Raw genomic sequence first — 21,051 nt, forward strand, 5'->3', positions numbered from 1 at the left:
CATACGAGATTTCTGCCTGTCTCGTGGGCTCGGGGATGGGTATAAGAGACAGGCAGGGGGGCGGCGAACGGGGACGCCCGCGCCGTCTCGGCCAGCGGGCGCTCGAGTTCCCGGATGCGCTCTTCGGGGTCGTCCTCGTGGGCCATTCACCGAATATGCCATTCCACTCGGTGTTTTCAGCCGGATTCACCGCCGGTTTCGGTAGTTTTACGCATCGTGTCGAACGTGCCGAACCGCCAGATAGTCTTGCGCCGCCGCCCGACCGGCCTGGTCCGGCCCGACGACACCGAACTCGTCACCGGATCGGCGCCGGAGCCGGCCGACGGCGAGGCGCTGGTTCGCACCACCTACATCGGGCTCGACGCCGCGGTCCGCACGTGGCTCAACGACCAGCAGGGCTACCTGCCGCCGGTGCAGCTGGGCGAGGTCATCCGGGCGGCCGGGATCGGCGAGGTGGTCGCGTCGCGGTGCCCGGCCTACGAGGTGGGCGACGTGGTGACCACGCTGACCGGCTTCCAGGAGTACGTGCTGGTCCGCGACGACGTGTTCTGCACCCCGTATCCGCGCAGCGAGAAGGTCGACCAGCGGGCGGTGATGTCCGTGTACGGCCCGACGGGCGCCACCGCCTACATCGGGATGATGGACATCGGACGGCCGAGGGAGGGGGAGACCGTGGTGGTCTCGGCCGCCGCGGGCGCCACGGGTTCGGTGGCCGGGCAGATCGCCAAGATCGCCGGCGCCAGGGTGGTGGGCATCGCGGGGGGCCCCGACAAGTGCCGGGCGGTGGTCGAGGACTTCGGGTTCGACGCGTGCATCGACTACAAGAACGACGACCTGGACGCCGCGCTCAAAGAGCACTGCCCCCGCCGCGTCAACGTCTACTTCGACAACGTCGGCGGTCCGATACTCAACGCGGTCCTGGGCCGCCTGGCCATGAAGGCGCGGGTGGTGCTCTGCGGCGTCATCTCCAGCTACCTCAGCGGCGACCACCCGGGCCCGGCCAACTACGTCAACCTGTTGTCGAAGACCGCGTCGATGCAGGGCTTCAACGCGCTCGACGACTGGGGCCGCTTCGACGAGGCGTTCGCCGCGCTGCGGCGCTGGGAGCAGGAGGGCCGCATCCGGCACCGCGAGACCGTCTTCGAGGGCATCGAGTCCTGCGTCGACGCGCTCAACGGCCTGTTCACCGGCGCCAACATCGGCAAGATGCTGGTCAAGCTCAGCGAGCCCACCTCGGGTTAGCGCGCCTAGGCCTCGCCGAGTACCCGGTACAGCGACTTCTTCGCCTCGGTCACCGCCTCGAGCACCTTGGTGCGGGCCTCGGCGAGCTGCTGCTTCTGCTCGTCGGTGCCGGTCCAGGCGATGGTGCGGGCGAGCCGCGCGAACTCGAACATCTCCCGCCGGATCTTGAAGGCGTCGCCGTGCTTGGCCGCGCGGCCCAGGAAGGCGCGCGCGGTCTCGCTGCTCACGCCCCGCCAGGCCAGCAGGTTGCGGCCCAGTTCGGTGAGCGTGGCAACGCCGTCGTCGACCGTGACCATGCCGCGGCCCGCCAGCAGCCCGATCGCAAGCTCGGCCACGTCCTGCGGGGGCGTGAACGCACCCTCGGTCGCGTCGGACACGCGCTGCACCACCTGCGCGGCGTCGGCGGGCCCGTCGAGCAGCATCGCCGCCGTCACGAACGCGGCCCGCTTCATCATCCCACCTCTGAAGCCACCCTTGAAGCCGCCCTGAAAGCCCGGGCCGCCGAAACCGCCTTGCCCCCAACCCTTTTCCCAGCCGCCGGGACCGCCCCAGCCGCCGGGGCCACCGCCGAAGCCGGGCCCGCCGAAGCCGGGATCACCGAAGAATCCACCAGACATCATTGTCATTCCTTTCCCTGTCTGACTATCAACCTCCTTGATACCACCGACGATGAAGATGTCAACAAAATTGATGGTGACCGGCGCGGAACCGGTTGGGCCCGATAACGGCGCAGCAACGACGTGCACCCGGTCAGGTCACGTCGGCGGCGCGCCGTCCGGGTGGGATGCGTGCCACCCCCCTGCGTGGTTTCATAAAACCGTTTGCGAGAGTTGCCTCGGGGTAGGGGACAGGTCGACAAGAGCCCGTCACGAGCGATGCAGGAATGGGTGGTTAGGTAGATGGATCGTCGCAGCATGATGGTGATGACGGGGCTGGGCATGCTGGGAGCCGCGATGCGCCTGCCGGGAGCCTGGGCCACCCCGACGGGCCCGTCGGTGCCGGCCGCACCGGCCGCCGGCCCGGGCGCATACATCTTCTCCGACGAGTTCGACGGACCGGCGGGCTCCGCCCCGGACCCCGGCAAATGGACCGTGCAGTCCTGGCAGGACGACGTCTTCCCGCCGGTGGCCGGGATCTACCGCGACGACCGCCGCAACGTCTTCCAGGACGGCAACTCCAACCTCGTCCTGCGCGCCACGCGGGAGGGGGACACGTATTACGGCGCCAAACTGCGGGGCAACTTCCGCAGCATGATCAACCAGACCTGGGAAGCGAAGATCAAACTGGACTGCCTGGAGCCGGGCCTGTGGTCGGCGTTCTGGGGGGTCAATGAGGACCCGCTGCCGGACGGCGAGGTCGACGTCTTCGAGTGGTACGGCAACGGCTCGTGGCCGCCGGGGACGACGGTGCACGCGGCGTCCAACGGCAAGACCTGGGAGGGCAAGTCGATCCCCGGCATGGTTGACGGCGCCTGGCACACCTGGCGGATGCACTGGGGCGAGGACGGATTCCAGTTCGCCCGCGACGGGGCGCAGTACTTCACCGTCCCCAACAAGCCCATCCACGTCCACGGCGGCGCGCCCGACGACTTCCGGTGGCCGTTCAACAACCCCGGCTACTGGATGACGCCGATGTTCACGCTGGCGGTCGGCGGGGTGGGCGCCGGGGATCCGGCCGCGGCCGGCCTTCCGGCGGACATGCTCGTCGACTACATCCGGATCTGGTGAACCTCAGCGCTCGGCCTTGAGCACCTGAACCAGGCTGAACTGCCAGCGCTCGACCAGGCGGAAGCCCAGGTCGTGCGGGACTGCGAAGGCGGGGGTGAAACCGTAGACGGGGCCGGGCGGCAGCGCCACGCCCTGCTCGTGGGCGGGCTGCGAGGGGTCGGCCTGGGTGATGATCCACACCACGCGGCAATGGCCTAAGGGGGCCGCGACCACCTCGGGGATGAGGTTGGTGTCGAACACGTCGTTGCGGTCGGTGGCCCGCTGCCACAGGGTCAGGTCGACCAGCTTCCGGTAGGCGTCCGGGCGTGCGGCGAGCAACGGGCGCATGGGGGCGGGCATGAAGGTCACCGTGTCGTTGACCAGCAGGCAGTCGCCGGGCGCCGCCTTCGCGCCGACCAGGTCGGCCACCTGGCTGTAGTCCATGCCGTACTTGGCGTACGGACCACGTTGCGCACGAACATAATTGGGTGCGGCGGCGACGGCGAAGAGGGCCACGAGCGCCGCGGTCAACCACGGCCTGCCGGCCACCGAGGCGGCGCAGACGCCCAGGATCAGCGCCATCGCCGGCGCCGTGAAGGACAGGTAGCGCGGCGTGTAGATGGGGTGAAACACCGCCGACCACAACACGATCGCGGCCGTCGGCACCACCGCCCACGCCACCGCGATGGTCAACAGCCGGCGCTCCTCTTCGGTGAAGACGCGAATGCGGCCGAGCCACAACATGATTGCGGCAAGGATGACCAGGGCGGACAGCGCCGCGAACGGCGGGCTGCGCTCGAAGTACTGCTGGACGACGACGTCCTCGAGGGTGCGATGGCCGATCGGCGGCACCCACTTGATCTGATGTGCCTGCCCGGCGACGGTGGTCAAAAACGGGGCCAGCGCGGCGATCGCGAGCACCGACGCGAGCGCGGACCGGGCCACGACGGTCCGGGTGCGGCGGTGGGCGAAGACGAATGCCGCGTACGCCACGGGCATCAGCACGAGATAGGCCTCGACCAGGATCGACGCGACCAAGGCCAGCGCGTACGAGAGCCACGCCCCCGCGCTGTCGCGGCGCGTGGCGCGGACGAACAGGACGGTCAGCCACACGGCGGCCAGCATCGACAGGGCGTAGGGGCGGGCCTCGATGCCGGCCCACGTCGTGCGGGGGAGGATCGCGCAGAACGCCCCCGACGCCAGCGCCACGGTGCGCGACGAGAACTGGCGGGCCAGCACCACCACCCCGGCCGCCGCGCCGCCCACGGCGAGGCCGCTGGGCACCCGCGACCAGAACTCCGTCGGTCCGAAGAGCTGGAACCAGCCGTGCATCAGCAGGTAATAGAGGCCGTGGACCGCGTCGACGTTGCCCAGCATCCGCCACAACTGGCCCAGCGACCGGCTGTAGGCGGCCGAGATCGTCGCCGCCTCGTCGTACCAGAATGACGGCCGGCCGGCGCCGCCCAGGCTGACCGCGGTGGCCAATACGGCGACCACCAGCGGGTCCAACGCACGTTTCACGGCATCCCTCGGCAAAGTCCGCAGGCGGCCGCGAAGCACACCGCTATGCTGCCATTCGAACGTATGATCGACGGATGGGCGACCTGGCGTCGATCGGATACAACGGCCAGCCGCTGCGCAGCCCGTTCCGTGTGGTGCGCCCGCCGGTCCCGGTGCTGGTCGACCTCACCGTGCTCTTCCCGCGCGAGCCGCACCGATCCGGCCGGTACCAGCCCAACGGGCTGCAGCTGCACAAGGTGGTGGAGGGCCGGCTGAGCTGCTGGGGCGTCTGCGAGCAGGGCGACTGGTGGGGACTGGTCACCTACCCGGTCGCCTACGGCTCCAAGCGCCGGACCGTGACGCACTGGGTGCCCGCCTGGACGCTGCGACGGAAACGCTAGCGGGATGCGATGATGTCGCCCGTGACGACAAGTTGGGGTTCGTTGCTGGCCAAGCTCTTTGCGCTGGCGTTCGTTGTCGCGTCGTCGCCGATCACCGTCATTCCTGCGGTGCTGGTTTTGCATGCGCCCCGGCCGCGGCCGACCGGCCTGTCGTTCCTCGTCGGCTGGCTGCTGAGCATGGTCGCGCTCACCGCGGTGTTCGTCGGGGCCTCGGACCTGCTCGGCGGCCTGCACAAGGCGCCGCCCGCCTGGGCGTCGTGGGTCCGCGTCGTCTTCGGCTCGGCGCTCATCCTGTTCGGCGCCTACCGCTGGTTCACCCGGCGTCGCGAAAGCGACACCCCGCGTTGGATGCGTTCGTTCTCCACGCTGACGCCCGCGCGTGCCGGCGTCACCGGCGCGGTGCTGGCGGTCGTGCGGCCCGAGGTGCTGATCATTTGCGCGGTGGCCGGGCTGGCCGTGGGCACGAGCGGCCTGGGACTGGGCGGAATGTGGATCGCCGGCGCCTTCTTCGTCGCCGCCGCCTCGTCGACCGTCGCGATCCCGATCCTGTCGTACGTGGGCGCCGGGGATCGCCTCGACGACGCGCTCGAACGGCTCAAGGTCTGGATGGAACAGAACCACGCGGCCCTGCTGGCGGTCGTCCTCGTGCTGATCGGTCTGATGGTGCTCTACAACGGAATTCACGCGCTGTAGCAACCCGTCGCGTAGATTGCTGCCCATGGCAGGAAGCTGGGTTACGGTCGCGACGGGGCTCATCCCGCTCGGGCTCGTCATTTCGCTGTCGCCGCTCACCGTCATCCCCGCGGTGCTGGTGCTGCAGGCCCCGAAGCCGCGGCCGACCGGTCTCGCCTTCCTCGGCGGCTGGGTGTTCAGCCTGGCCGCGCTCACCGCGCTCTCGGTCGCGGCCTCCGGCCTGCTCGGCGGCCTCGACAAGTCGCCGCCGCGGTGGACGTCGTGGCTGCGCGTGGTCCTCGGCTCGGCGCTGATCGTCTATGGCATCGTCAAGTGGTTCACCCGCAAGGGCCACAGCGAGTCACCCGGCTGGATGCGGTCGTTCGCCACCATCACCCCCACCCGGGCGGGGCTGATGGGCGCGGCGCTGGCGGCGCTGCGGCCCGACGTCTCGCTCATCTGCGTGCCCGCCGGGCTGGCCATCGGCGGCGCCGGCCTCGGCGCGGCGGGTGACTGGTTGGCCGCGGCGTTGTTCGTCGTCGTCGCGGCGTCCAGCGTCGCGATTCCGATCCTGGCTTACGCGGCGGCGGGGAGCCGCCTCGACGACACCTTGGCGCGGCTCAAGGAGTGGATGGACAAGAACAACGCCGCCCTGCTCGCGGCCGTCCTCGTCGTCATCGGCGCGATGATCCTCTACCACGGCATCGACGCGCTGAGTCACCGGTAGCCGCCGTCGGACAGCCCGGCCTCCTCCTCCATCCGGTTCGGCAGCCGAAAGGCCAACTCGCGCACCAGTTCCCTTCCGTAGTCCCTGAACATCCCCGCGTAGCCCCGCGCCGCCCACTGCCGGGAGTGCCGCTCCTCGTGGTGCAGCAGCCGGTCGAGGTCGAGCCGCCAGGCGCGCCCGGACCGGACGATGCGCCGGAGCTGTTCGGCGGGTTCGGCGGCGCGGCCGAGGTTGAGCATGAAGATGTCACCCCACGTGGTGCCGCCGCGCCGGCTGAACTGCCGCTGAATCAGGTTGCCGCCCGCGCCCATCAGCATCCCGTTCGGGGTGGTGACGAGGCGACCGCCGTTGCGGTCGACGAAACGGACGTCGCGGCTGTAGGTCCAGCCGTTGGCCCGCTGCCGGGCGGCGATCCGGGCGACCTCGCCGGCGGAGTAGGGCGTCGGGGGAAAGTCGCCGGGCCCGCCGTCCGCGCGATAGCCGGTGCCGGCATTCAGGACGTAGGTGAGCAGCGTCGCCCGCCGCACGTCGTCGCCCCGCGTGCCGCGCGGGACGACAAAGAAGGACTTGCCGTCGGGATCGCGAATCTCCTCCATGCCCTTCAGCACGCCGAAACTCTCCCGGGTGATGCCGTGCCGACGGGCGATCTCGGCGACGACGTCGGGGGCAACGCCGCGGCGCTCGGCGTTGCGCAGCCACTCACCCGAGAGGTCCATCCGGGGAGAACTCTAAGGTGTAGCTGATGAAGAGGCGGCCCAGGCAACGCGCGCGCGGCGTCAAACAGATCACCCGGGGCCTGGGAACGCTCGACCGCGAGCTGTTCGACGCGATCGCCGAGACACCGACACCACTGCTGGACTCCGTCATGCCGCCGCTGACGCGCGCGGCCGACCACTCCAAGCTCTGGTTCGCGATCGCAGCCGCCCTGCTGGCCTCGGGCAACAACTCCGCGCAGCGCGGCGCGGTCCGCGGGGTCATGACGCTCGGCGTCAGCAGCCTCGTCACCAACCAGGTCGCCAAGCGCATCCGGCGCCGCCCGCGTCCCGGGTACGACTCGGTGCCGCTCGTCCGGCGCGTGCGCCGCCGCCCGGTGTCCAACTCGCTGCCGTCCGGGCATTCGGCCAGCGCCGCGGCGTTCGCCGTGGGGGTCGGGCTGGAGAACCCCGTGCTGGGCTTCGGGCTCGCGCTGCTCGCGGGGCTGGTCGGGCTGTCGCGGGTGGCCACCGGGGCGCACTATCCCGGCGACGTGGTGGCCGGGTTCGGCATCGGCGCCGGGGCGGCCGTGCTCGGGGGGCGGCTCGTCCCCCCGATCGTCGAAACGGAGCTGCCCAGAACCGAACCGCTGCGAGTCGACACACCCGAACGTCCCGACGGCGCGGGGGTGGTGCTCGTCATCAACCCGAAGTCGGGCAGCGGCACCGGAGCCCGCGTCGTCGACGAGGTCCGGGCGGCGTTGCCCGAGGCCGAGATTCGCGAACTGGGCTCCGACGACGACCCCACGGAGGTGCTCCGCGCCGCCGCCGAACGCGCCGAGGTGCTCGCCGTCGGGGGCGGTGACGGCACCGTCGCGACCGCGGCGTCGGTGGCGGTCGAGGCGGGCCTGCCGCTGGCGGTGTTCCCCGCCGGCACGTTCAACCACTTCGCCAAGGACATCGGGTGCGACACCGTTGCCAAGACCGTCGACGCGATCCGGCGCGGCAGCGTCGCCTGTGTGGACCTGGTGTGCCTCAACGAATCTCGCATGGTCATCAACACCGCCAGCATCGGCGCGTACCCCGCGTTCGTCCGGCGGCGCGAAAAACTCGAGAAGCGGATCGGCAAGCCGGTCGCGAGCTTCTACTCGATGCTGCGCACGCTGCGCCACGACCGGCCCGTGCGGATCACGTACGACAACAAGACCCTGCTGACGTCGATGTTCTTCCTCGGCAATTCGGTATATCTGCCAAAGGGATTCGCTCCGTCGCGGCGCTTCCGCATGGACGACGGCCTGATCGACGTCCGCATCCTGGAAGCCGGCCGCCGCCTGGCCAGGACCCGGATCCTGACCGCGCTCGCCCTCGGCCGCCTGCAGCGCAGCCCGCTCTATCACGAGATGCAGGCGCCCGAGTTCAGCTTCTCCGCCGTGGACGGCCCGACGTGCGTCGCGCTCGACGGCGAGGTCGACGAGGAGCTCGAGCGGGCGAGCTTCGTTGCGAAATACCGCGTCCTGCCGGTCTTTCGACCCCTGCGCTGACCGCTTCGTTCAGGTCCCGGCTAGGCGCCAGGGCACAGATCCTGCCGCGCGGCGGCGATCAGGTCGGCGGCCTGCTGCGGCGTGAGGCCCTTGGCACCCAGGTCGCTGTCCGACTTCTGCAGCGCCAGGTCCGCCAGCTGTTGCGGCGTGGCGCCGTAACGCAGCTGGGTGCAGATCTTCCAGCCCGTCACCAACAGCGCCGAGTCGCCGCCGCCGACGTCGTGCATCCCGAGGGCGTGCACGTCGTTGAGAAACGAGACGTCGTCCGCCCGCGCCGGTCCCGCTGCCAGGAGTCCGGCGGCGAGGAGCGGGCCAGTCAACAAAGCCGTGCCCATGAATCGGCGATAGCGCTTCTGCGCTGCCATAGCTGCGTCTCCTTCGAAGTGTGTGGCGCGCTACTGGGATGGCGAATTTTTGCACGAAAACGGCCGGACGGACACGGTGCGCGGCCAATTCGGGAGTGAAGACGCGGCAAGCGGTGCGTTAACGGCCACCGACACGAGACGCCGGGACCGGGGCTGCCGTGCGCGGGATGGTTCAGCCGGCGCCCGCGGCGATGACCTGATCCACCTCGAGGGCCCGGTCGGCCATCTCGGCGTGTGCCCTGTCGAGAGCCTCGGCCTGATCTTCGTCGGCCTTCATCAGGGCCTCGATGTCGAACCCGGCCATGTCGTGAACGCCCATGTCCCGGAAGGCTTTCTGCACCTTGTCGCCCCACAGCCCGATGTCCTTGACGATGGGCACGATGCGGCTGAACAGGTGCGAGCGGAACTGGATCATCAGCGGCGACGTGTCGACCCATTCGGCACACTCCTTGACGTTCATGCCGAGGGTCTCGAAGACCTCCTCGCCGCGGAACCGGTCGCGCATCAGGTAGCAGGCGTCGACGACGAACTCCTCGCGGTCGTTGCGCTCGACCTCGGTCAGCTGGGAGTAGTAGTCCTTCAGCGAGATTCGGCCGAAGGCGACGTGGCGGGCCTCGTCCTGCATGACGTACGCGAGGAGCTGCTTGGCCAGCGAATTCGGGGCCGTCATGTCGCGCAGCACTCCGAACGCGGCGAGCGCGAGCCCTTCGATCAGGACCTGCATGCCGAGGTAGGGCATGTCCCAGCGCGAGTCGTGCAGGGTGTCCTCGAGCAAAGCGGTCAGGTGCTTGTTGATCGGATAGACCAGGCCGATCTTCTCCTGCAGGAAGCGCGAGAACGCCTCGACGTGCCGCGCCTCGTCCATGGTCTGGGTGGCCGCGTAGAACTTCGCGTCCAGGTCGGGGACCACCTCGACGATCTTGGCCGCGCACACCATCGCGCCCTGCTCGCCGTGCAGGAACTGAGAGAACTGCCAGGCCTGGAAGTGCTGGCGCATCTCGGCGCGGCGCGCGTCATCCGCGGCGTCCCACATCGGGCTGCCGAACAGCGGGTGGAACTCGTCGGGCAGCGCCACCGCGTTGAGCGGGTCGACGTCTTGCGACCAGTCGATGCGCGACTGCGCGTCCCACTGCTTGTCCTTGCCCTTCTGGTAGAGGGAGAGGAGTCGGCCGCGACCCTCGTCGTACTCCCAGGTGAAGCGGGCGTCGCCCGTGCTGGGGACCGCCCACGAGTACGGCTCCGGCACCTTCGTGTACTTGTCCTTGGTGGTCATAGCTGCCGCCCCTCTGCTCGATGTGACCACTGGTCATATGACTTCTATCACAGTGCACCGCCTCTGGCGGCGGCGTCAACCCTGGGCGGCGAATTGGCGCTGCGGCGTCGCCCTGAATGCGCCGTGCGCCGGTGACAAACACATTCACGTGGAGCGATCAGGAACACTCGGCATGAGCGGCAACCCAGGCGTCGACCTGCGTCCAGGTGCGTTCCAACCAGGGCCCGATGCGGGCCGGTGGTGGGATGCGCGCGGCCGGTATCAGGGCCGTGCGGATCAGCAGCCGGCGGTGAATGGGCAGTTGCCACCATGGTCGGTCTCGCCCGTCGGCGCAGAAGCCGTTGTGCGTGACCACCAGGATGCTGGCTGACGGAGCCCCCGCCACCGCGGCAGCGGCGCCGCCACTGCGTGGTGGCAGCGTGTGCGACTGGCGCAACGCGCGCCGGGCGGCGCGGAACCCGCGGGTCCAATGGAGTTGGGAGACCGCATCGCGCCACCGGGGCCAGCTGAAATTCGCCCCTTCAGGGAAGAGCAGCATGGCCTGCCCGCCGTCAAGCGACCCGGCCAGGCCGCGGATCTGCTCGCGTGCGCGATCGCCGCGGTCGAGGAAACACAGGCATCCCAATTCACCAGCCACGTCCAGGACCGGATCGCAGCGCAGGGCGGATTTGAGCACGATCCGCACGTGTAGCCCGTACTCCATCGCCAGGAGCCACGCCACCAGCACGCTGTCTCCGGGGCCGCAATGGCGCGACAGCACGATGATCGGCTCATCGCGCGGGATCGCGTCCGCCTTAACAGACGCAGGGTCGAGCACGACCTCGACGTCGAGAAACCTGCGGACGGCCGCATAGACGGACGTCAAGACGTTGCGCATGAGTCGATCGCAGTCCCGATTACCGCCCAGAAGCTTTGCCAGCGTGCGCAATTCAATCAGCGCGTACGCCATCAGCACGGCGACCGTGCGCGCGGGCCTGGTGGACCGGGTGAAGAGTCCAGTGATGCCCGCGCCGGCCAGCAGCAGTGGCCCCGCCACCAAGAGCGTGGCCATGACGATGGTCATCAAAGGCACGGTGAACGCGCGACGCAGCAGGTTCATGTCTGCGCCTCGAGGTATTCGCGGGTCGCCTCGTAAGCCAGTTCGGCCCGTCCGGCGATCCGGCGAGTGTCGCGATACCGCAGATTCGACCACGTCGCCGAGGGCCGCTGCGGCAACCCGGTGGGAAGCACATGGACCGTCACGTCGGAGCGCACCCGCTCGAGGTCGCTCAAGAAGCGATGGCGCCGTGAGATCTCGAAGGCGACGAACGCGACCTCCCAGAGAAACCGCGGCGCGGTCAGATCCTCCTCCAACCGGCCGACATGCAGCACCCATACGATGTCGGCACCCCGTGCCACCGCGCGGTCCAGCGGAATGCTGTTCACGAGGCCGCCGTCCAGGAAATGCTCGTCGCCGATCCGGACCGGGGGGAAGACGCCGGGCAGGGCGCAGGACGCAAGCACCGGCTCGATCAGGTCCCCGCGGTCGAACCACTGCTCCCGGGCGCGCTCGATGCTGGCCGCCACGCACTCGAACGGCACGGCCAGATCCTCGAAAGTGCGCGCAGGCAGGCGCTCACACAGCATCCGGCGCAGCGGGCCATTGCCGTGCAGCGCCGTCCTCCGGGTCAGCAGGCTGGCGGCCCGGCCGACCAACGAACCGCCGAGCATGTCCGTCCGGCCCAGTGCCTCCCACATCTCCAAGAGGCGTTGGGCACCCTCGGGCGTGGGATCGGCCGCGATCGCCGCGCCGTTGATCGCGCCGACCGATGTGCCGCAGACCAAGTCCGGACGCACTCCCGCCTCCAGCAGTGCGCGCGCCATGCCGACCTCCGCGGCCCCGAGCATGCCGCCACCACCGAGCACGAAGGCGTGGAACGTCACCCGGGCCGTATACCCGGTGAACCCGACCGTCCTTCGCCGCATGTCAGTGCCCGCTATCCGCGGTTTCCCGGAAACCGATTTCGACCCGTTGTTCGGGTCGCTGCGCTTCTGCCCGCAAGGCATCGGCGTAGTACGCCTTGTCGGCCTCCGTGAGCGCGGGCTGAACGATGCTCCGGGGCCAGAGGTGCCGGGTGCGAACGACGTCGGCCTCGATCGCGTAGACGATCACGGTCACCTGAAGCGCGAGCCATGCCAGGAGCCCGAGCACGACGCCGAACAATCCCGCGACGGCCTGAGCGTGGCGAAGTTGGTGGGCGATAACCATTCCGGCGGCGGTCAGCAGGATCTGCCATCCCAAAGCGCTGATCGCCGCGCCGGGCATCATCGCACGGGTCGGCACCTTTCCTGACACCGCGACCCGAAACAGGACGAGAAAGAACACGAAGCCCAACGCGGTACCGACGACGATGCTGGCGATCCGCGCCGGAAGACCGCCGAAGCCCAGCGATGCCGCGACACCCGCGGCGGTGCTCGCGGCCCCGGTGACCACAACGATGAGGCCCAGCAACAGGAGCAGTGCGAAGGTCCTCAGGTAGCGCGGAAAGAATCCCGGGCGGTCGACCTTGGGCACGGTCCACACGGTGTTGAGCGTGTTCTGCATGGCGTGGGCGAACCCCCTGCCGCCGATCAGCGCTCCCGCGGCGCCGATCAGCAACGAGGGAAGCGTTCCCCCAAGGGATTCCACGCCGAGTTGGTCATGAATCTGGCCTCCGACGATGGGGAACTCGGCGAACGCCGAATTCACCGCCTTCTCGTGTAGTCCGGGATGACTGCGCAAGGCCACCCCCAGGACGGCCGTGAACGCCAACAGCAGGGGGAACGTTGCCAGGAAGGCGTAGTAGGCGAGCAGCGACACGAGGTTTCCGGCTTCGTCATCGCCGAATTTTTTGATCACCGCGACCGGGAACCCGATTACGGCGTGCCGTCGCTGCCAGCTGTCGAATCTGCGAACGACCCGCTCGACCGGATTTGTCGATGGCGCGCCGGTGTCCTGACCGCCTCTCGGATCATCTTCAGTGGCCATCGTTCGCCCTTTGCGTTTCAGGCCCCCCTGGCGGGTTGGATACCCGAGAATCCAACCGTTGCAACGGCAATCACCGAGTTCGTTCGGACGGGGCCCGAATTGCCACGCCGCGGGCGATCCACTCGCTCAACGCGTGTTAAATAACGCCCGCTCCGGGTACCCCTCGTGGAAGACGAAGGAGAATCGACATGCGAGCGTTGAATGGATTGCTCGGTGTGGTGTTAGGGATTCTCGGCGCCGTGCTCGGCGTGGTGTTAGGGATCCTCGCGGCTGTGGTCTGGCTCGTCGGCCTGGTGCTGTGCGTGACCGTCCTACTGATCCCGCTGGGGATTCCGGTCATGAAGCTCGGCGGCCGGCTTCTCGCCATCGCCGGGGATCTCATGCACATCTCTTGACACATACCGGCTTGACGCCGAGACGCGAGTCCCTGCGGGCCCGGCGGTGCGTGCCACTGGGTCCCGCGGTGCTGCGTTGAGAGCCCGCGCGGTGGTTGCGCGGGCCGCTTAGGCACACTGTTATCGAAACCGGTTGGGACGGTGCGTAGTAGCACCTCGGCCGGGAAACCGCACGGGCTGTCGAAGCCGCCGGCGACGCGGCCGTTCCGCCGGACGCAGCGCGTCGTCCGGGCCGAACCGTCAGGCAGCCAGCCGGCCGATTTGCCCACTAGAACAGGTTCTTCTGTTGTCAGGCAGGTCGTTTAAAGTGTCCGCGGCAGTTCGTGCACCTTTTCACTGAAACAGTCGTTTTCGTCACCAAGACTCCGTCACAGCGACTGGTGCGGCAATCGCAGCGGAACGGATTCGGGTTCGCCGGCGGCTGCGCGCAAACTGATCAGAGGACCGGCCGACTGGGGGCGACAAAGCCAAGGGAAAGCGGGTGGCGCCGATCACAATTTTGGGAGCTCGGCCAATCTCCCCCGGTGCTGGTGGCGGTGAATACGGGCTCATGCATTCGGCGGCCAGTCTGCTTCTCGCGCGACCGCAACCGCGAACGGTGCCTCTGGCCCGCCGCCGGATCTGTTGTTCGGTAAAGGTTTTCGGCAACTCACCACGTCACTCCCGAAGTGGTGCCGTGCGGGGTGCGAGTTTTCACCAATGCAACGTGTGCGCAATAACTGGCCGTGTTCGGTCATCGGAACATGCAGCGCTTGAGGTTCTCGAATCCGGTAAGTCGGATGGGCCCGGAGGCGGTTGGTTTCCTTTGGTGCTTTCCCGTTTCCCGCGCCCGTCGGCAACTTCGCGGTGCCCCTTTAGATGTTCGGCGAAGCGTCCGGGGCTGAAACCACGAGTAGTTACCAATCTAGCCTTTCCAAGCCTGGCTAACTTCCGGAATTGCTGTTGCACAGAAGTTTAACAGAGTCAGTTAATTAACAATGGCGACCAATTATTGACGTTGTTAGCTACGTAAGCGTAGGTTGTGACGCTCGCTGTGGAGAGGTAGCTGCACCGACGGCCAAAATTTGAACTATGGCCGTGTACAGCCGTTTACGCGATGCTCTGGCCGCACCGGCGAGTTGCCGACAGAGGGTAAGCAGCCAGTTGAAAAAATTATCGGCAAATCCCACCACCCGCGGTTAGCCGTTCCTCACCAGGGGTAGCCCGCTCCGTATGCATCCGTCGAAATCCTCGGGAATCCGGATGACAGGAAACGAAGTAAACGGCACGCAAGGAGCAGGATATGTCGAACGGATCGAAAGTCGCTTTGGCGGTGGGAGCTGGGTACTTGTTGGGCAGAACCCGCAAGATGAAGCTCGCACTGATGCTCGCCGCCGCCGGGGTCACCGGGAAATTCCCGGCCGGGCCGGCCGACCTCATGGCATCCGGACTCACCTCTCTCGGGGGCTCGGCCGGGTTGGGGGAGCTGAAGGAGCAACTGCGGGGCGGCGTGTTGGAAGCGGCCCGGGCGGCAGCTCTCACCGCGGTCACCAATCAGGTCGATTCCCTGAACGATCGGCTGCAAGGCGTCACCTCGGCCGTCGGTGCGGACGAAGTGCTCGATGACGTCGGCAACACGGTTGGCGACACCGTGAACATCGTTGGGGGACGGCGGCGGACGCGGTCCCAAGATGAGGGTCTGGACGAAGACGACGGCTACGACGAAGCAGAGGACGAGGACGCCTTCGACGTCGACGAGCAAGAAGACGACGTCGACGAGGATGACGACCTCGATGAGATGGACCTGGACCAGGAGCCGGAGCTCGAAGAAGAGGAAGAGCCCGCGCCGCCGGTGAGACGCCGGCGGACGATGCGGCGGGCCACCGAACCCCGGGCGTCGGCGCGGCGGTCGGCACGAGCGGCCACCCAGGACGAGCCGTCCACCAGGGCGGCAAGGCACCCGCGTAAGGCAACGGCAACGGCGACGAAGCGTTCAACCGCGCGTCGAGGACGGTGAGGACAATGAGGCAGACAGTCAAGGGAGCCACCCGGCGGACCCGACATGCCCGGGAAGCCACCAAGAGTCCTGAGAGCGCGTCACCCGCAGGCGGCCAGCTACAGGCCTCCCTGCAGAAGCTTGCCGGCACATTCACCGACCGGGCGGTGTCATCGGTGTCCGGTCGCCTGAACGGTGCGACCGAGCGGCTGACCGACTATGCGCAGAACGGTGGGGGTAACGGACTGCTGTCCGCCGTGACGGGTGTTGACGACCTGACCTCGCCGGTCAAGACCGCCGTAAAGGCGGGTTTGAGCAACGCGAGCGGCAAGGTCACGGACACCGTCAAGAACGCCGCCGGATCGCTGTTCGGCGGAAAAGGCAAGGGCGGCAAGAAGTCCAAGATCACCAACATCGTCGAGCACATCGACGTCGGAGCGTCGCCGGACCTCGTGTACAAGCAATGGACGCAGTTCGCCGAGTTTCCGAAATTCATGAAGAAGCTGGAGCAGGTGGAGCAGCAGTCCGACGACAAGCTGCGGTGGAAGGCGCAAGTCTTTCTATCGCATCGCAGCTGGGAGTCGACGATCACCGAGCAGGTTCCCAACGAGCGCATCGTTTGGCGGTCGAAGGGCGACAAGGGATATCTCGACGGGGCCGTCACGTTCCACGAATTGGCGCCCAATCTCACCCGCGTGGCGGTGGTGCTCGAATATCACCCCCAGGGCTTCTTCGAGAAGACGGGCAACATCTGGCGGGCGCAAGGACGACGGATTCGCCTGGAGTTGAAGAACTTCCAGCGCCACGTCATGACGCAGGCAGTGCTTCACCCCGAAGAAGTCGAGGGTTGGCCGGGTGAGATCCGTGACGGTGAGGTCGTGAACGACGGCCGCGACGAGGAAGACGGCCCGTCGCGACCCCCATCGCGGGCGAAGCAGAGGCAAACCCCTGAGCAAGGGCGCCCCGCCAAGCGCGGCACTGCGCGCCGGGCCGGTTCCGGCCGCCCCGCTGCCGTGAGGACAGGGGGCCGGGCGTGACTACCGCCATTCAGCCGGCAGGCGGCAGCAGTGGGCCTTCGGGCGGGCCCAGTTCTAGCGGCCTGGCCGACGTCATGGACACCATCCTGGACAAGGGCCTCGTCATCGATGCCTACGTACGGGTCTCACTCGTGGGCATCGAGTTGCTGACGATCGACGCGCGCGTCGTCGTCGCGAGCGTCGACACCTACCTGCGATTCGCCGAGGCGGTCAACCGCCTCAACATCGCGGAGTCTGACCCCAAGTCCGGTCTGCCCGAGATCGTGGACGACGTCACGTCGGGGGCGGCCAAGAGCAAGACCAAGGGCGTACTCGACGCGGCGGGCGAGAAGTTGGGAGGCCTCCTCAATGGGGAACAGCCACAGCGGAAGGCGACCCGGGTCCGAAGCCGGCGGGAGGACCGATGACCACCTCAACCAAAGTGGGTGATGCGTCTGACCGCACGCAGTCCGACAGCGCGGTGTACGTGTACGGGATCGTTCCGGGTGACGTCGAGATCGAAAAGTCCGCACAGGGCGTCGGCGACCCGCCCGCGGACGTCGAGGTCGTTCACGAAGGTGACATCGCGGCACTGGTCAGTGTCATCGCGCTCGACCGCGCCCTGGGTACCCCGGAAGATCTGCAGGCCCACGCGAACTTGCTCGACGGCACGGCGGGTGTCGCGCCCGTCCTGCCGCTGCGGTTCGGCGCCGTGATGACCGACGAGGACGCTGTGGCGCAAGAGTTGCTGCGCGAGCACCATGACGAATTCCTGCAGGCCCTCAATTCCCTTGAGGGTCAAGCGGAATACGTCATCAAAGGCCGGTACGACGAAGACGCCTTCCTGACGCGGTTCCTTTCGGAGAGCGAAGAGGCGCGCCAGCTGAGTGAGGAGATTCGCGACACACCAGAAGACGCGTCGCGAAATTCCCGGATCGCCCTCGGCGAGCTCATCGCGAATGCCATCGAGGCGATGCGCGATGCCGACACTCATACGCTCATCGACGACCTGGGCGGCGTCGCCAGCCAGATCAATGCTCGGGAGCCCACACACGAGTGGGATGCCGTGCACGTCGCGCTTCTTGCCGAGGTGGAACGCCAAAGCGAGCTGGAAGACATCGTCCACGGTCTGAACGAAAACGCCGATGGGCTAATGAAATTACGTCTACTCGGACCGTTGGCCGCGTACGACTTCGTCGTCACTGCCGGTGCTGGAGGCTGAGGTATGGGGCTCTTCACCGGCATTGTGCTGCTGCCGCTGGCTCCGGTGCGGGGCGTGGTCCGGCTCGCCGAGGTCATTCAGCAACAGGTTGAACAGGAACTGCACAACCCCGCCAATACCCGAAGGCAACTGGAAGAGCTGAACGAAGCGCGGGAGCGCGGCGAGATTTCTCCCGATGAGGAGAAGCAAGTTCAGCAGCAGATTCTCGAACAGAGGGTCAAGCCGGTGACGCCAGATACTTCGGGTCCCGAGGAGGGCTGAGAACCATGACACAACGCGCACGTGCACGAGCGCCTCGTGACCCAGAGGCCGAGGAGCCGACCCTGACCGCGCGCGAAGCTGTCGACCTCGTGCGCGAGACCCTCGGCGAAATCTCCGATGGAGAGCCCGGACGAATCACGTCAGCAGTCCCCACCGACGAAGGTGGTTGGGTTGTCGAGGTGGAAACCGTGGAGGACAGGCGCATCCCGTCCTCTGCGGACATGCTGGCGCTTTACGAGGTGGAACTCGATTCCACCGGAGAAATGCTCGCGTATCGGAGGACTCGCCGGTACATGCGCGGTCAGACGGATCGGGGAGGTGGGTCGGAGTGACGCTCGCCCCGGGCGATGACTTCTCGGCTGTGCAACAGGCTTCCGGCTCACCCATGTCCGGTGCGCAGTCGACCAACCTCGGCGACATCTTGGAGCGAGTGCTCGACACCGGCATCGTCATTGCCGGTGACATCCGGGTGAACCTTCTGGACATCGAGCTTCTGACGATCAAGTTGAGGCTCGTGGTGGCGTCCTTGGAGACGGCCAAGCAAGCTGGGATCAACTGGTGGGAGAACGACCCTTGGCTGACGGGCAAGTCGTCGCAACTCGAACTCGAGAACGAACGGCTGCGACAGCGCATCGAACAGCTCGAGCAGGGCAACGGTCATCGGCATGCGATCAAACGCCAAGCGACGGAGTACGAGGATGTCGACTGAAGGCGTCTGGGCATACGCGGTCCTCAGCGGATATGTGGCCGCCCAGGGCTTCGGAAGTCTGCGCGGGGTTGCGGGCGAACCCGTTCGCGCGGTGAGCGATTCGGGTCTGACCGCCGTAGTGGGGACCGTGGGCCTGGACGACTTCGGCGAGCAGGCGCTGCGCCGGCACCTCGAGGATCTGGACTGGCTCGCCGCGGCGGCACGCGCCCATGATGCCGTCGTTTCGACGATCGCCCGGAGTGGCCCCGTCGTTCCGATGCGCATGGCGACCGTGTTCCTCGACGATGGCCGGGTGCGTGAGCTCCTGGTCAAAAGGCGCACCGACTTCGTTGCCGCGTTGGATCGGGTCACCGCGCGAGAAGAATTGGGCGTCAAGGCGTATGCCGACCCGAAGGCGCTGACCGGCGCCAACGAAACGGCTGATGACCGGCCGGGTGGCAAGCTCACCGGCACCGCTTATCTGATGCGGCGACGCCGCGCGCTCGCCTCGGAGGACGACGCGTTTCGTATCGCGGCCGCGCACGCCGAACGCATCCATGCCGGCCTGTTGGAGCATGCCGTTGCCGGAAAACGCAAGCCGGCGAGCGACCGCCGCCTATCCGGGCGAGACGGCTGGACCGTGCTGAACGGAACCTATCTCGTGGACCAGGACGAGGTCGACGTCTTCCGCTCGGTGGTCGCGAAGATTGAACACAACACCCCGGGCATCGAGCTGGAGATCACCGGTCCCTGGCCGCCGTACTCGTTCGCGGGCGAAGCGGCCGGCTCGTGACCGAGACACTCCCCGCCGACAACAACCGAGAGCTCGCTCTCGTCGACCTGCTCGATCGAGTGCTGGCCGGAGGCGTAACGATCAGCGGCGACATCACCTTGTCGATTGCCGACGTCGACCTCGTCGTCGTGTCGTTGCGCGCCCTGGTCTCGTCGGTCGGCGCGTTGCTGCCCGAGGATGATCCGGTGGACGGCGGATGACCGAATCGGATGACCAGACGGCGCCCACGGATTCGCTTCGGCAGCGGATTAATTCGGACCCCGCTTCGGTTGAGCGAGGTCTGGTGAGCCTGGTACTCACCCTCGTCGAGTTGCTGCGCCAACTGATGGAGCGCCAGGCCATCCGGCGGGTGGACCACGGTGACCTCACGGACGAGCAGATCGAGCGCATCGGGACGACTCTGATGTTGTTGGAAGAGAAGATGACCGAATTGCGTGAGCATTTCGGCCTGGAACCGGAAGACCTCAACATCGACCTGGGCCCGTTGGGGCCGTTGCTGCCCCGGTAAGTTGCGAGCCCCGGCTGACATGTCAGCCGGGGCTCTGTGGAGGGCGACCGTCATCGATGCTTGTCCCGTCGTGGGCGGGGCAGCACCGCTCGGTTACCCGTTTTCGTCTGCACCCGGCGACGGCCGATGGCTCGCAACATGCTGAGAACCTCACCGGAGTTGCTGAATCAAACCGTCGGGGTTCGGCCGCTAGTTTCGGGCCCGGCTGTTTCTGTTGCTCCGTTGGTGTCTCGATTGGAGTGTTTGCGCCGCCGCGCCAGACCGGCGAGTCCGGCCAGCCCCGCAAGCCCGGCCAGTCCCCACAGCCCCGTCTTGTCGTTGTGGCGGGTATCGGTGCCGTTGCCCGCGAGTGCAGCCGTGGTCGATGACGATCCCGCCGCACGCGGGACCGGGGGGTTGACAGCGGCACCGCCGAACAAGAGTGCGCCGGTGACGGCTGTGACAGCGATCGTCCTCTGCATGGCAAACTCCAAACGTGATCCATTAAGCCGTATCAGATGTCTACCCAGCAAAGTGAGTCTTAACCAACGTGTGTGTTATAAGCCGGTCGGTTCGGGGAACCCCTCGTTGAAGATGGAGCCCATCCGGGGCGCCGTTACGGCAGGAGTAGCAATGATCGGGTCAATAGTTCTGGCCATCGTCGTCGGTGCGATCATCGGCTTGGCGGCGCGTCTCGTGATGCCCGGCAAGCAAGACGTCGGCATGATCATGACGGTTGTACTGGGCGCTTTAGGTGGGCTGATCGGCTCATGGGCCGCCGGCAAGTTCGGGTATCACAACGCCAATGGCGGGATTGCCTGGATCCCGTTCTTCATCGGGATCGCCGCGGCCGTCGTCCTCATCGCCATCTGGGAGACGGTGCGGGGTCGCCGGAGCCGCCGTAACGGATTGCTGCACCGATAGCCGGTATCGGCCAACGCCTGCGGTTCGCCGTCAAGCACGGCAAGCTGCGGCGATGGCCCGTTCGCGGCCGTCACCAGCCTCTTACAGCAAATATCTGGCCGAGGCAAAGTGGCGCTGGGGAACTGATCGCGCAGGCGGACAGAATTGCCCTGCCGAACGCGGCG

At 67.4% G+C, this 21,051-nt stretch carries 26 protein-coding genes; 18 read left to right on the forward strand and 8 right to left on the reverse strand.

Annotated elements, in window-relative coordinates; all coding sequences use genetic code 11:
- Nucleotides 1-216: 216 nt before the first annotated feature.
- Nucleotides 217-1,242, forward strand: a complete 1,026-nt coding sequence (locus tag GPY60_RS22325; protein ID WP_156689876.1) for an NADP-dependent oxidoreductase — start codon at nt 217-219, stop codon at nt 1,240-1,242.
- Nucleotides 1,243-1,247: 5 nt separating this feature from the next.
- Here GPY60_RS22325 and GPY60_RS22330 read toward each other — a convergent pair whose 3' ends face one another.
- Entirely contained in the window at nt 1,248-1,859 is a 612-nt protein-coding gene (locus tag GPY60_RS22330) for a hypothetical protein (RefSeq protein WP_156689905.1), read from the reverse strand.
- Nucleotides 1,860-2,141: 282 nt separating this feature from the next.
- On the opposite strand from GPY60_RS22330, the gene GPY60_RS22335 reads away from it, so the two are divergent.
- Complete coding sequence (locus GPY60_RS22335; RefSeq protein WP_156689877.1) at nt 2,142-2,969, forward strand: glycoside hydrolase family 16 protein; 828 nt, start codon at nt 2,142-2,144, stop codon at nt 2,967-2,969.
- A gap of 3 nt (nt 2,970-2,972) precedes the next feature.
- Here GPY60_RS22335 and GPY60_RS22340 read toward each other — a convergent pair whose 3' ends face one another.
- Nucleotides 2,973-4,493 (reverse strand): glycosyltransferase family 39 protein, encoded by a 1,521-nt coding sequence (locus GPY60_RS22340; RefSeq protein ID WP_156689906.1) that lies wholly within the window; start codon nt 4,491-4,493, stop codon nt 2,973-2,975.
- Between the two features lie 50 nt (nt 4,494-4,543).
- On the opposite strand from GPY60_RS22340, the gene GPY60_RS22345 reads away from it, so the two are divergent.
- The 3 genes from GPY60_RS22345 to GPY60_RS22355 are packed head-to-tail and all read left to right on the forward strand — an operon-like array spanning nt 4,544 to nt 6,248.
- Nucleotides 4,544-4,849, forward strand: a complete 306-nt coding sequence (locus tag GPY60_RS22345) for a hypothetical protein (RefSeq protein WP_156689878.1) — start codon at nt 4,544-4,546, stop codon at nt 4,847-4,849.
- A 12-nt stretch (nt 4,850-4,861) separates the two neighbouring features.
- Complete coding sequence (locus tag GPY60_RS22350) at nt 4,862-5,542, forward strand: GAP family protein (RefSeq protein WP_156689879.1); 681 nt, start codon at nt 4,862-4,864, stop codon at nt 5,540-5,542.
- Between the two features lie 25 nt (nt 5,543-5,567).
- Nucleotides 5,568-6,248: a GAP family protein gene (locus tag GPY60_RS22355; RefSeq protein WP_156689880.1), complete on the forward strand. Its 681-nt coding sequence runs from the start codon at nt 5,568-5,570 to the stop codon at nt 6,246-6,248.
- On the opposite strand, the gene GPY60_RS22360 is transcribed toward GPY60_RS22355, so the two are convergent.
- Nucleotides 6,239-6,964 carry a hypothetical protein gene (locus GPY60_RS22360; RefSeq protein WP_156689881.1) on the reverse strand — a complete coding sequence of 242 codons (726 nt, stop codon included), beginning with the start codon at nt 6,962-6,964 and terminating at the stop codon, nt 6,239-6,241. The genes GPY60_RS22355 and GPY60_RS22360 overlap by 10 nt on opposite strands.
- 26 nt (nt 6,965-6,990) lie before the next feature.
- On the opposite strand from GPY60_RS22360, the gene GPY60_RS22365 reads away from it, so the two are divergent.
- Nucleotides 6,991-8,481: a bifunctional phosphatase PAP2/diacylglycerol kinase family protein gene (locus GPY60_RS22365; RefSeq protein WP_156689882.1), complete on the forward strand. Its 1,491-nt coding sequence runs from the start codon at nt 6,991-6,993 to the stop codon at nt 8,479-8,481.
- A gap of 20 nt (nt 8,482-8,501) precedes the next feature.
- Here the strand turns inward: GPY60_RS22365 and GPY60_RS22370 are convergent, their stop codons facing one another.
- The 5 genes from GPY60_RS22370 to GPY60_RS22390 form a co-directional block, all read right to left on the reverse strand.
- Nucleotides 8,502-8,846: a DUF732 domain-containing protein gene (locus GPY60_RS22370; protein ID WP_156689883.1), complete on the reverse strand. Its 345-nt coding sequence runs from the start codon at nt 8,844-8,846 to the stop codon at nt 8,502-8,504.
- A gap of 172 nt (nt 8,847-9,018) precedes the next feature.
- Nucleotides 9,019-10,119 carry a ferritin-like domain-containing protein gene (locus tag GPY60_RS22375; protein WP_156689884.1) on the reverse strand — a complete coding sequence of 367 codons (1,101 nt, stop codon included), beginning with the start codon at nt 10,117-10,119 and terminating at the stop codon, nt 9,019-9,021.
- 157 nt (nt 10,120-10,276) lie between these two features.
- The gene (locus tag GPY60_RS22380; protein WP_156689885.1) at nt 10,277-11,218 is read right to left on the reverse strand and encodes a 1-acyl-sn-glycerol-3-phosphate acyltransferase; all 942 of its coding nucleotides are present in this window, start codon (nt 11,216-11,218) and stop codon (nt 10,277-10,279) included.
- On the reverse strand, nt 11,215-12,084 hold the full coding sequence (locus tag GPY60_RS22385) for a patatin-like phospholipase family protein (protein WP_156689886.1): 870 nt from the start codon (nt 12,082-12,084) through the stop codon (nt 11,215-11,217). Before GPY60_RS22385 ends, GPY60_RS22380 begins: the two co-directional genes overlap by 4 nt.
- A gap of 1 nt (nt 12,085) precedes the next feature.
- Nucleotides 12,086-13,126 carry a YihY/virulence factor BrkB family protein gene (locus GPY60_RS22390; protein WP_156689887.1) on the reverse strand — a complete coding sequence of 347 codons (1,041 nt, stop codon included), beginning with the start codon at nt 13,124-13,126 and terminating at the stop codon, nt 12,086-12,088.
- Nucleotides 13,127-13,314: 188 nt separating this feature from the next.
- Between GPY60_RS22390 and GPY60_RS22395 the strand changes: the two genes are divergently transcribed.
- The 12 genes from GPY60_RS22395 (at nt 13,315) to GPY60_RS22450 (ending at nt 20,887) form a co-directional block, all read left to right on the forward strand.
- Nucleotides 13,315-13,521 (forward strand): hypothetical protein, encoded by a 207-nt coding sequence (locus GPY60_RS22395; RefSeq protein ID WP_156689888.1) that lies wholly within the window; start codon nt 13,315-13,317, stop codon nt 13,519-13,521.
- Nucleotides 13,522-14,884: 1,363 nt separating this feature from the next.
- Nucleotides 14,885-15,517: a hypothetical protein gene (locus GPY60_RS22400; RefSeq protein ID WP_156689889.1), complete on the forward strand. Its 633-nt coding sequence runs from the start codon at nt 14,885-14,887 to the stop codon at nt 15,515-15,517.
- 155 nt (nt 15,518-15,672) lie between these two features.
- A complete protein-coding gene (locus tag GPY60_RS22405) occupies nt 15,673-16,533 on the forward strand; it encodes an SRPBCC family protein (RefSeq protein ID WP_370462794.1) in 861 nt (286 codons plus the stop codon).
- Nucleotides 16,530-16,940 (forward strand): gas vesicle protein GvpJ, encoded by a 411-nt coding sequence (gene gvpJ, locus GPY60_RS22410; RefSeq protein ID WP_156689891.1) that lies wholly within the window; start codon nt 16,530-16,532, stop codon nt 16,938-16,940. Before GPY60_RS22405 ends, gvpJ begins: the two co-directional genes overlap by 4 nt.
- Nucleotides 16,937-17,734: a GvpL/GvpF family gas vesicle protein gene (locus GPY60_RS22415; protein ID WP_156689892.1), complete on the forward strand. Its 798-nt coding sequence runs from the start codon at nt 16,937-16,939 to the stop codon at nt 17,732-17,734. The genes gvpJ and GPY60_RS22415 overlap by 4 nt, the downstream gene beginning before the upstream one ends.
- Nucleotides 17,735-17,737: 3 nt before the next feature.
- Entirely contained in the window at nt 17,738-17,995 is a 258-nt protein-coding gene (locus GPY60_RS22420) for a gas vesicle protein GvpG (protein ID WP_156689893.1), read from the forward strand.
- 5 nt (nt 17,996-18,000) lie between these two features.
- The gene (gene gvpO / locus GPY60_RS22425) at nt 18,001-18,327 is read left to right on the forward strand and encodes a gas vesicle protein GvpO (protein WP_156689894.1); all 327 of its coding nucleotides are present in this window, start codon (nt 18,001-18,003) and stop codon (nt 18,325-18,327) included.
- 53 nt (nt 18,328-18,380) lie between these two features.
- A complete protein-coding gene (locus GPY60_RS22430) occupies nt 18,381-18,704 on the forward strand; it encodes a gas vesicle protein (RefSeq protein WP_156689907.1) in 324 nt (107 codons plus the stop codon).
- Nucleotides 18,694-19,476 carry a GvpL/GvpF family gas vesicle protein gene (locus GPY60_RS22435; protein ID WP_156689908.1) on the forward strand — a complete coding sequence of 261 codons (783 nt, stop codon included), beginning with the start codon at nt 18,694-18,696 and terminating at the stop codon, nt 19,474-19,476. Before GPY60_RS22430 ends, GPY60_RS22435 begins: the two co-directional genes overlap by 11 nt.
- Nucleotides 19,473-19,676 (forward strand): gas vesicle protein, encoded by a 204-nt coding sequence (locus GPY60_RS22440; RefSeq protein ID WP_156689895.1) that lies wholly within the window; start codon nt 19,473-19,475, stop codon nt 19,674-19,676. Before GPY60_RS22435 ends, GPY60_RS22440 begins: the two co-directional genes overlap by 4 nt.
- Nucleotides 19,673-19,984 (forward strand): gas vesicle protein K, encoded by a 312-nt coding sequence (locus GPY60_RS22445; RefSeq protein WP_156689896.1) that lies wholly within the window; start codon nt 19,673-19,675, stop codon nt 19,982-19,984. The genes GPY60_RS22440 and GPY60_RS22445 overlap by 4 nt, the downstream gene beginning before the upstream one ends.
- A 612-nt stretch (nt 19,985-20,596) precedes the next feature.
- Nucleotides 20,597-20,887, forward strand: a complete 291-nt coding sequence (locus GPY60_RS22450; RefSeq protein WP_156689897.1) for a GlsB/YeaQ/YmgE family stress response membrane protein — start codon at nt 20,597-20,599, stop codon at nt 20,885-20,887.
- Nucleotides 20,888-21,051: the final 164 nt, after the last annotated feature.

This window comes from Mycobacterium sp. Marseille-P9652, from assembly GCF_902652685.1.
Classification (GTDB): domain Bacteria; phylum Actinomycetota; class Actinomycetes; order Mycobacteriales; family Mycobacteriaceae; genus Mycobacterium.

Excerpts from the sequence above, each read along its gene's own strand:
- GPY60_RS22375 (WP_156689884.1), bottom strand. The coding sequence starts at position 10,119 with ATGACCACCAAGGACAAGTACACGAAGGTGCCGGAGCCGTACTCGTGG.
- GPY60_RS22415 (WP_156689892.1), top strand. The coding sequence starts at position 16,937 with ATGACCACCTCAACCAAAGTGGGTGATGCGTCTGACCGCACGCAGTCC.
- GPY60_RS22385 (WP_156689886.1), bottom strand. The coding sequence starts at position 12,084 with ATGCGGCGAAGGACGGTCGGGTTCACCGGGTATACGGCCCGGGTGACG.
- GPY60_RS22360 (WP_156689881.1), bottom strand. The coding sequence starts at position 6,964 with ATGGACCTCTCGGGTGAGTGGCTGCGCAACGCCGAGCGCCGCGGCGTT.
- GPY60_RS22380 (WP_156689885.1), bottom strand. The coding sequence starts at position 11,218 with ATGAACCTGCTGCGTCGCGCGTTCACCGTGCCTTTGATGACCATCGTC.
- GPY60_RS22450 (WP_156689897.1), top strand. The coding sequence starts at position 20,597 with ATGATCGGGTCAATAGTTCTGGCCATCGTCGTCGGTGCGATCATCGGC.
- GPY60_RS22430 (WP_156689907.1), top strand. The coding sequence starts at position 18,381 with ATGTCCGGTGCGCAGTCGACCAACCTCGGCGACATCTTGGAGCGAGTG.
- GPY60_RS22355 (WP_156689880.1), top strand. The coding sequence starts at position 5,568 with ATGGCAGGAAGCTGGGTTACGGTCGCGACGGGGCTCATCCCGCTCGGG.
- GPY60_RS22395 (WP_156689888.1), top strand. The coding sequence starts at position 13,315 with ATGCGAGCGTTGAATGGATTGCTCGGTGTGGTGTTAGGGATTCTCGGC.
- GPY60_RS22445 (WP_156689896.1), top strand. The coding sequence starts at position 19,673 with ATGACCGAATCGGATGACCAGACGGCGCCCACGGATTCGCTTCGGCAG.
- GPY60_RS22420 (WP_156689893.1), top strand. The coding sequence starts at position 17,738 with ATGGGGCTCTTCACCGGCATTGTGCTGCTGCCGCTGGCTCCGGTGCGG.
- GPY60_RS22365 (WP_156689882.1), top strand. The coding sequence starts at position 6,991 with ATGAAGAGGCGGCCCAGGCAACGCGCGCGCGGCGTCAAACAGATCACC.
- GPY60_RS22400 (WP_156689889.1), top strand. The coding sequence starts at position 14,885 with ATGCTCGCCGCCGCCGGGGTCACCGGGAAATTCCCGGCCGGGCCGGCC.
- GPY60_RS22370 (WP_156689883.1), bottom strand. The coding sequence starts at position 8,846 with ATGGCAGCGCAGAAGCGCTATCGCCGATTCATGGGCACGGCTTTGTTG.
- GPY60_RS22350 (WP_156689879.1), top strand. The coding sequence starts at position 4,862 with ATGTCGCCCGTGACGACAAGTTGGGGTTCGTTGCTGGCCAAGCTCTTT.
- GPY60_RS22435 (WP_156689908.1), top strand. The coding sequence starts at position 18,694 with ATGTCGACTGAAGGCGTCTGGGCATACGCGGTCCTCAGCGGATATGTG.
- gvpO (WP_156689894.1), top strand. The coding sequence starts at position 18,001 with ATGACACAACGCGCACGTGCACGAGCGCCTCGTGACCCAGAGGCCGAG.
- GPY60_RS22390 (WP_156689887.1), bottom strand. The coding sequence starts at position 13,126 with ATGGCCACTGAAGATGATCCGAGAGGCGGTCAGGACACCGGCGCGCCA.
- GPY60_RS22330 (WP_156689905.1), bottom strand. The coding sequence starts at position 1,859 with ATGTCTGGTGGATTCTTCGGTGATCCCGGCTTCGGCGGGCCCGGCTTC.
- GPY60_RS22335 (WP_156689877.1), top strand. The coding sequence starts at position 2,142 with ATGGATCGTCGCAGCATGATGGTGATGACGGGGCTGGGCATGCTGGGA.
- GPY60_RS22345 (WP_156689878.1), top strand. The coding sequence starts at position 4,544 with ATGGGCGACCTGGCGTCGATCGGATACAACGGCCAGCCGCTGCGCAGC.